Source organism: Occallatibacter sp. (assembly GCF_049802275.1).
GTDB lineage: Bacteria > Acidobacteriota > Terriglobia > Terriglobales > Acidobacteriaceae > Telmatobacter.
The window spans coordinates 1-6,614 of record NZ_JBARMD010000280.1; the positions used below are offsets into that span (position 1 = coordinate 1).

8 protein-coding genes are annotated in these 6,614 nt (G+C 58.6%); 5 read left to right on the forward strand and 3 right to left on the reverse strand.

Translation table 11 applies throughout. From position 1 onward, the window contains the following. Positions 1-148 precede the first annotated feature (148 nt). The 4 genes from WA354_RS09705 (at position 149) to WA354_RS09720 (ending at position 2,386) form a co-directional block, all read left to right on the forward strand. Entirely contained in the window at positions 149-601 is a 453-nt protein-coding gene (locus tag WA354_RS09705; RefSeq protein ID WP_472812815.1) for a DUF4760 domain-containing protein, read from the forward strand. 110 nt (positions 602-711) lie between these two features. Beyond that, complete coding sequence (locus WA354_RS09710) at positions 712-1,035, forward strand: hypothetical protein (RefSeq protein ID WP_472812808.1); 324 nt, start codon at positions 712-714, stop codon at positions 1,033-1,035. A 578-nt stretch (positions 1,036-1,613) separates the two neighbouring features. Continuing rightward, positions 1,614-1,898 (forward strand): DUF427 domain-containing protein, encoded by a 285-nt coding sequence (locus WA354_RS09715; protein WP_472812809.1) that lies wholly within the window; start codon positions 1,614-1,616, stop codon positions 1,896-1,898. A 26-nt stretch (positions 1,899-1,924) separates the two neighbouring features. Continuing rightward, positions 1,925-2,386, forward strand: a complete 462-nt coding sequence (locus WA354_RS09720) for a DUF3574 domain-containing protein (RefSeq protein WP_472812810.1) — start codon at positions 1,925-1,927, stop codon at positions 2,384-2,386. Between the two features lie 416 nt (positions 2,387-2,802). Here the strand turns inward: WA354_RS09720 and WA354_RS09725 are convergent, their stop codons facing one another. From WA354_RS09725 to WA354_RS09735, 3 genes are all read right to left on the reverse strand, one after another. Continuing rightward, positions 2,803-3,369 carry a GNAT family N-acetyltransferase gene (locus tag WA354_RS09725; RefSeq protein ID WP_472812811.1) on the reverse strand — a complete coding sequence of 189 codons (567 nt, stop codon included), beginning with the start codon at positions 3,367-3,369 and terminating at the stop codon, positions 2,803-2,805. Beyond that, entirely contained in the window at positions 3,369-3,788 is a 420-nt protein-coding gene (locus WA354_RS09730; RefSeq protein ID WP_472812812.1) for a VOC family protein, read from the reverse strand. Before WA354_RS09730 ends, WA354_RS09725 begins: the two co-directional genes overlap by 1 nt. Positions 3,789-3,856: 68 nt before the next feature. After that, positions 3,857-5,302 (reverse strand): sensor histidine kinase, encoded by a 1,446-nt coding sequence (locus tag WA354_RS09735; RefSeq protein ID WP_472812813.1) that lies wholly within the window; start codon positions 5,300-5,302, stop codon positions 3,857-3,859. A 179-nt stretch (positions 5,303-5,481) separates the two neighbouring features. Here WA354_RS09735 and WA354_RS09740 point away from each other — a divergent pair. Beyond that, positions 5,482-6,614, forward strand: a 1,133-nt coding sequence (locus WA354_RS09740) for a glycoside hydrolase family 36 N-terminal domain-containing protein (protein ID WP_472812814.1), incomplete at its 3' end; no start/stop codon positions are given.

Here is a 6,614-nt window from a genome sequence, read left to right on the forward strand (position 1 = left end):
GAAGGAACTTCAGCCTGCCTGAAAGTTGCTCTCGAACGATCGATGCGGGGCCAAATGGTCCCGCATCGGCGCCTCTGGGGCACATGCTGAACGCAAGAGCCGGTTGAATCCGTTACCATGAGCATTCGGAGACCCGCTCATGGAACGCATGCTGGCTACACCCGCTGACGCTGAAATCATTCTCAAACTGTACGAACTTCGCACCGAGCCACTGATGCGCCAGGCGCGCGCCTGGATGACCGGTGAATTCTGGCCGAATACCGCGGAAGAGTTTTTTGCGGTCGCGCTGAACCCGGCCGATCCTCACAATGCCTTTTTCCGCCAGGTGACCACTTACTGGGAGATGGGGGCGGCCATGGTGCTGCACGGCGCTGTTTCGGCGGAGCTGTTTGTCGACTGCAACGGGGAGGGTTTCTTTCTTCTTGCCAAGTTCGCTCACATCCTGGAACCCATTCGAGAGAAGATGCCCATGTTCATGAACAAGACTTCAGAGCTCATTAACCGCTTTACGGCTGCTGCCGCCCGATATGAGATGGCTCTCAAGAACGTCCAGGCCCGCCGGGGCAAATTTCAGCCGAGTCAAGAATGGCAGGTGCGGTAGTTCATCCTGCCAAATCGTTCTCAAAATGCGGATTGTGCAGCCTGTGCCCGGTGGCGCATGATGGGAGTCAGAAAACAAGTTCCCAAATAAGTTCCCCATGGAGGTTTCACGTGAAGCGCATCATTGCAATGCTGGTTGCAACTGTCGCCTTTGCTGCAGTCGCGGCGAACGCAGCGGATTCTAAAACGATCAACGGCTGGATTTCCGACTCGATGTGCGGAGCCAAACACGCCGGTTCCGGCTCGGAATGCGTGAAGAAGTGCATCGAGGGTGGAATGACTCCAGTATTTGTCGATGAGGGCAAGAAGCAGGTCTGGACCATCGACAATCCGGATGCTGTGAAGAAGTTCTATGGCGACCACGTGACGGTCAAGGCGACTGCGGACTCCGATAAAAAGTCAGTTCACATCGATTCGATCGAAGCGGCCAAGTAGCAACATCATTTCAATAAAACCGGGCGAGCGGGGTTGAAAGATCGTTCGCCTGTTTTCGTCCGCTCCTACCGCGCAATTTCCGCGGGGTACCCCCTCCCATACCCTGTGAGCAAAGTACTTGCTTTCAGCGGGATAGAGAGGGCGTGTCGCCGCAAAATCCTGCTGCAGTTGAACTTACCTGCAGAATCCTCTCAGCAAAGGGGTTAAGTGGCTCGTACAAAGGCGCAGCAACAAGAACCGACTGCGGTTTTAGAATGGGACTCTCGCATACAGGTGTCCATTTCCATATTGCACCGCGCGCTCTAAATTATCTGCAAGAGCCGGGAAAAGATTCTTCTTTTAAAATCAATAATTTGGCATGGGAATTCTCGAAGCAGGGGTTGACGCCGAGGACGAGACACCGGGCTGAGATTCGGTTCAAAAAGATCTAAGTTTTGTAGGCAGAGGAATATAGGGGCGGGCGGGATGACGGATCGAATCCTGCACGCTCGCCACAGAATCCAATCTCTGTTACTGTTCTAACGATTAGCGTTCGCCCGAACAGTAAAGCGAAGTGGCGAAGGCCGGTGCGAAAGATCATGGCAAAAGCAGTCTGGAACGGCAAAGTCGTTGCCGAAAGCGATGTTACCGAAGTCGTCGAGGGGAACGTCTACTTCCCGGAGAACAGCCTGAAGCGGGAGTACTTCCGCCCCAGCAGCACAACATCCACATGCCCCTGGAAGGGCCAGGCGCGCTACATGAGCCTGTATATTGACGGACAGGATAATCCGGATGCGGCGTGGTACTACCCGGACCCCAAGCCTGCTGCCCGAAAGATCAAGGGATACGTGGCTTTCTGGCGAGGAGTTGAAGTAGAAAAGTAGTCTTGCTGGTCGATTTCGGAGCCCGAATGCACGTCCGCTCTGTATTGTTTGCGCCATTTCTGGCGCTCGCGCTGGTGGCGTGCGGGCATAAGCCGGTCGCCCCCCAGGTTGCCGCCGCGCCAACTTTGCAGGGAGATTCGGCGCACCCCGGGATCACAAAAGGCTGGGTCGATACGAAGTTGTACTTCGGCCTGGGTCCGGTGGGCCATCCTGGGCAGGGTGTGAGCGAGACGGATTGGCGGGGTTTTCTTGATCGCGAGGTGACGCCGCGATTCCCAGATGGTCTCAGTGTGCTCGACGTGTATGGGCAGTGGCAGGGCAAGAACCAGACTGCACCGGAGCGGCTGCGCTCGAAGATGCTGATTATCGATTACCCGGATACGGCGGAGAATCGCGCCAAGATCGAAGCCATTCGCGCGGCGTGGAAGCAGAAGACGGGAGACCAGTCGGTAATGCGGGTGACGGAACCGGCTGATGTGTCGTTCTAGGGGAGATCGGAGTTCCCGGGCCGTTCTTTCGCTCGCCAGGTGGCTTGTTGAGTCGGCGTGAGCACCTTGATGAGGAAGAAGAGAAGGTAAGACGAGCAGGATATGGCCAGGTGAAGCATTGGTGACCCCTTCGGCGTGAATCGGCCCGAAACTTGCCGGGCATGCAGATGAGAAATGCAAGACGGGTGCCAAACCCGAGGCGCCGAGTGGAAACCTACGCATCCAATGGTGGGCAATGAGTTTAAGTTGCGTCGCGGGAGTCAGTGATAGTCAAGTCGGGGTCAGGGTGACGAGGCGGCGATGACGGCATTTCGTCCGGGTGACTCCAGGTCGTCACCTATGTGTCTCGACGGAAGGACGTTGCGGGTGCCAGAGCACTGTAGGTCACAGAAGCCGGAGCACAGGGTGCCCTGAAGCTAGAGGCAAAGGACGTAGCTGAAGACGTCGCTCTTTTTCTGGGGCCTCAGGTTGGGGAAGACGAAGTGTTCGCGATGGACTTCTTCGCGCGTGAAGCCGCACTTCTCAAGCACATTGGCTGAAGGCGAATGCTCGGCGTGGCAGATAGCTTCGAGGCGCTGGACGCCGGTCTGCTGCGCCACATCGACCATCGCCAGCAGAGCTTCGGTGGCGTAGCCCTGTCCCCAGGCATCTTTTGCGAAGACATAACCCGTGACTGCGCGCGTGGGGCTCTTGTAGAAAAGGCCGGTGCTTCCCACTAAGGCGTCGTTTGTGACGTTGTCCCGCGTCAGCACCAGGTAGGGTCCTGCGGGCCAGCGCTGCCACTCCTCATCGCTCATGGCCAGGAACGCGAGCGTATCGGCCACGCTACGGTGCGTGGGCCAGCTTAGGTAGCGCGTTACTTCGCGATCCGAGGCGTAGCGGTGGAATACGGCTTGCGCATCGCTCTGCTTCGGCCTGCGCAACAGGAGCCGTTCGGTCTCGATGGTTTCCGAAGCCTTGACGCCTTTGCTTTCCAGTTCCATCAGCCTTCCTCCAGTTTTTTGCCGATCTCCCAGTGGTGTCCGAAGGGGTCGACGATGCGGCCGATGCGCCATCCGTAGGATTCGTCACGAACGGGGCAAATGGAGGATGCACCGGCTGCCACGGCCTGATCGAAGACGGCATGTGGATCGTTCACGATGAGGACCATGCGCATGCTCGTGCCGCCGAGGGACTCAGGGCTGAAGTTCTTGTGGGGGAGGGACTCATCGGCGACCCAGAAGTCTCCTTTGCCCACGGCGAGATGCGCCACGACAGTGCCGTCCTCGGCATCCATGCGCGACAAAATGGTTGCGTCGAACGCGCGGATGTAGAAGTCGATTGCCCTGGTGCCGCGACGCACGTTCAGCAATGTTGTGATGGTTGTCTCCACTTTCTTGCCGGTAGACACGGAAGGCGCCATTGGAATCCTCCTATGGTGCGCGGCGCATGATATGCGGCGCTGGGCAGAGTGGTTGAGGTTGTGTTGCTTCAGTATGCCTGCAGTTGATCGAGCGGCAGACGCACACGGAAGCAGGTTGATCCCGGATCGGAGCGCACGCTGAGGTGCCCGCGATGTTTCCGCACGATCCGCATCGCGTTGTCCAGGCCAAGCCCAAGGCCCAGGCCAGGCGCCTTGGTGGTGAAGAACGGCTCGAAGATGCGATCCTGCAATTCCGGCGGTATTCCGGGGCCTGTGTCCCAGATCTCCACCAGCATCATCTCGCCTTCTAGGCGACAGGTCAGCTTCAATTTTCCGCAGTGGCCGGTCTCGGCAAGCGCATCGAGTGCGTTTTCAATCAGCGCCGTCCATACCTGGTTCAGTTCGCTGCCGTATGCGCTGATGCGGGGCAGGTCGGGCTCGTAGTTGCGTTCGACCTCCACGTCTTTCATGCGCGACTGGAACATTTGGATGGTTGCATCGAGCCCGGCCGGGACGTCCACCTCGAGAATCGGCGCGCGGTCCATGTAAGAGTAGGCTTTGACCGCGCTGATCAGATCGAAGATCCGCGCTGTTGAATTGAGCAGCGTATCGACGGACCGGGTAGACCTCAAGTAGCGCGCGAAGTATTGCAGGGAAATGCATGCCTCGCTTGAACCGATCATCGTTCGAAGTTCTTCGAGATCGGAGACGGTGGCTCGTTGCTCTGCAAGCTGCGCTGCGACTTCCCACGCGCCGTCGCACGGCAAGGCTGTCAGCCAGCTGCGCAGATCCTCTTCGAGCTGAATCTGCTCCCCGGCATCCCGCGCGTCATTGCGTGTGGAGCGGCTCATCACTCTTTGTTCCCAGGCCTCGACGCCATGGATTTGTTCGTCGCTCAGGCACAGGTTGACGAGCTTGAAGCGGTTTTCGCGATTTGCGCGGAGTTCCATCACCAGGCTCGACGCCGCGCGTTGGGCCGCCGAAGCGGGATTGTTGAGCTCGTGGGCAAGGTTGCCGGCGAGCTTGCCGAGTGCGTTCAGCTTCTCTGCTTGTTGCTCAATGCGTGTCACCTCGCGCACGCGGTCAAGCAGAGTGGAGACGACGCGCTGCGTCATGGAGGGAATCGCCGCGAGCATCTCAGGGAATTTTTCCTTCATTACCAGCAGAGCCCATACCGGCGTGATCGCGAAACCCTGGCCACCAGACGTCTTCATCCGCGAGAAGGGAAGCAGGCCCGTCATTTGTCCCGCACGGCCGATGAACAGCTCCATGGGGCCGCCGCGCTGCCGGCGTACGTGAATCTCGCCCTTGAGGATGAGGATCATTCGGTCGGCAGGCTGGCCTTCTTCGAAAAGGATGTCTCCGGGTTGCGCGACGATTTCCTCGCCGTGCTGAGCCAGCCAGAGGCGATCTTCAAACGGCAGCCCTTGAAGCGGGCCCACACGATCGAGTGCAGCCGCGATAGTTTCAGCGGGCGTTGGACAGGCAGGCGCGGTCAAGGTAGGGGAGAGCATCCTGAACCTCCGGCTTCAGCAAGTTCAGGATAGCCCATACCCCGGTTGAATCCTGTTAAGAAGTGTTGTGAACCGGCCCCGCAAGCGTGTGAACGGCGAATGGTTCATCCCGAATTGCGCGCCGGGATGCATGCCGATGCTATGATGGGCGGTTTGAAAAACAATGGAGGAAATTCCTCATGTTTCGAAACCTCTTTTCAGCCTTGTTGCTGGTTTCTATTTCACTTGTTGCCGGTGCTCAGTCCTCTGGCGCCACATTCGACGAAAGCGCGAAGGTCTTTCGCCTGGACGGGGGCAATGTCACGTATGCCTTCGGCGTGAACGCACGCGGGGAACTGCAGCAGCTTTACTGGGGCGGCCGACTTGGCGCGACAGACCAGGTTCCGCAGGCAGTGCTGGCGCGGGAATGGGCCTCGTTCGACTCGTCGTATACCAACACGCCGCAGGAGTATGCGGGTTGGGGTTCTGGCTTGTTTGTCGAGCCGGCGTTGAAGGTTACGTTTGCGGATGGAAACCGCGACCTAGTGCTGCATTACGTCCGGCACGAGGCTGCGTCTGATGGTTTCAATGTTGTCCTTAAAGACATCAACCGAGAGGTCTTCGTTACGCTGCACTACGCGATCGATCCGAGGAGCGGAATTTTAGCGCGGTCGGCGACGATTGAGAACAAGGAGGCGCAGCCAATCACGATTGAGCAGGCGGCTGCGGCGGCCTGGGCGCTCCCGGCGGCGCATTACACGCTGAATTATCTGACTGGTCGATGGGCGGGCGAGTGGAGTTTGACGCAGGAGACGCTGCATCCGGGAGAGCGCGTGATTGAAAGCCGCCGTGGCTCCACGGGGCACCAGGCGAACCCGTGGTTTGCGATCGAGGCGGGCGACCATCCGGATGAAAATTCCGGCGAAGTCTGGTTTGGGGCACTGGCGTGGAGCGGATCATGGAGAATCACCGTCGAGGAGGACCAGCTCGATAAGGTTCGCGTGACGGGCGGGTTCAATCCGTTCGATTTCGGTTATGTGCTGAAGCCCGGGCAGTCGCTGGAGTCGCCGGTTTTCTATGGTGGGTATAGCGCGCATGGGCTCGGCGGGGCATCGCGGATTTTGCATCACTACGAGATCGCTCACATACTTCCGCATCGAGTAGGTGAGGGCGATACTGCGGCTCCTAAACCACGCCCTGTAATTTACAACTCATGGGAGGCGACGGAGTTCAGGGTAAGCGAAGAAGGCCAAATTGCAATGGCCGAGAAGGCGGCGGCGCTTGGAGTCGATCGCTTTGTGATGGACGATGGCTGGTTTGGGCAGCGCAAGGA

Bases quoted from the DNA above. Each gene is read 5' to 3' on its own strand.
- WA354_RS09725 (WP_472812811.1), bottom strand. From the start codon at position 3,369: ATGGAACTGGAAAGCAAAGGCGTCAAGGCTTCGGAAACCATCGAGACC.
- WA354_RS09705 (WP_472812815.1), top strand. From the start codon at position 149: ATGCTGGCTACACCCGCTGACGCTGAAATCATTCTCAAACTGTACGAA.
- WA354_RS09720 (WP_472812810.1), top strand. From the start codon at position 1,925: ATGCACGTCCGCTCTGTATTGTTTGCGCCATTTCTGGCGCTCGCGCTG.
- WA354_RS09735 (WP_472812813.1), bottom strand. From the start codon at position 5,302: ATGCTCTCCCCTACCTTGACCGCGCCTGCCTGTCCAACGCCCGCTGAA.
- WA354_RS09715 (WP_472812809.1), top strand. From the start codon at position 1,614: ATGGCAAAAGCAGTCTGGAACGGCAAAGTCGTTGCCGAAAGCGATGTT.
- WA354_RS09730 (WP_472812812.1), bottom strand. From the start codon at position 3,788: ATGGCGCCTTCCGTGTCTACCGGCAAGAAAGTGGAGACAACCATCACA.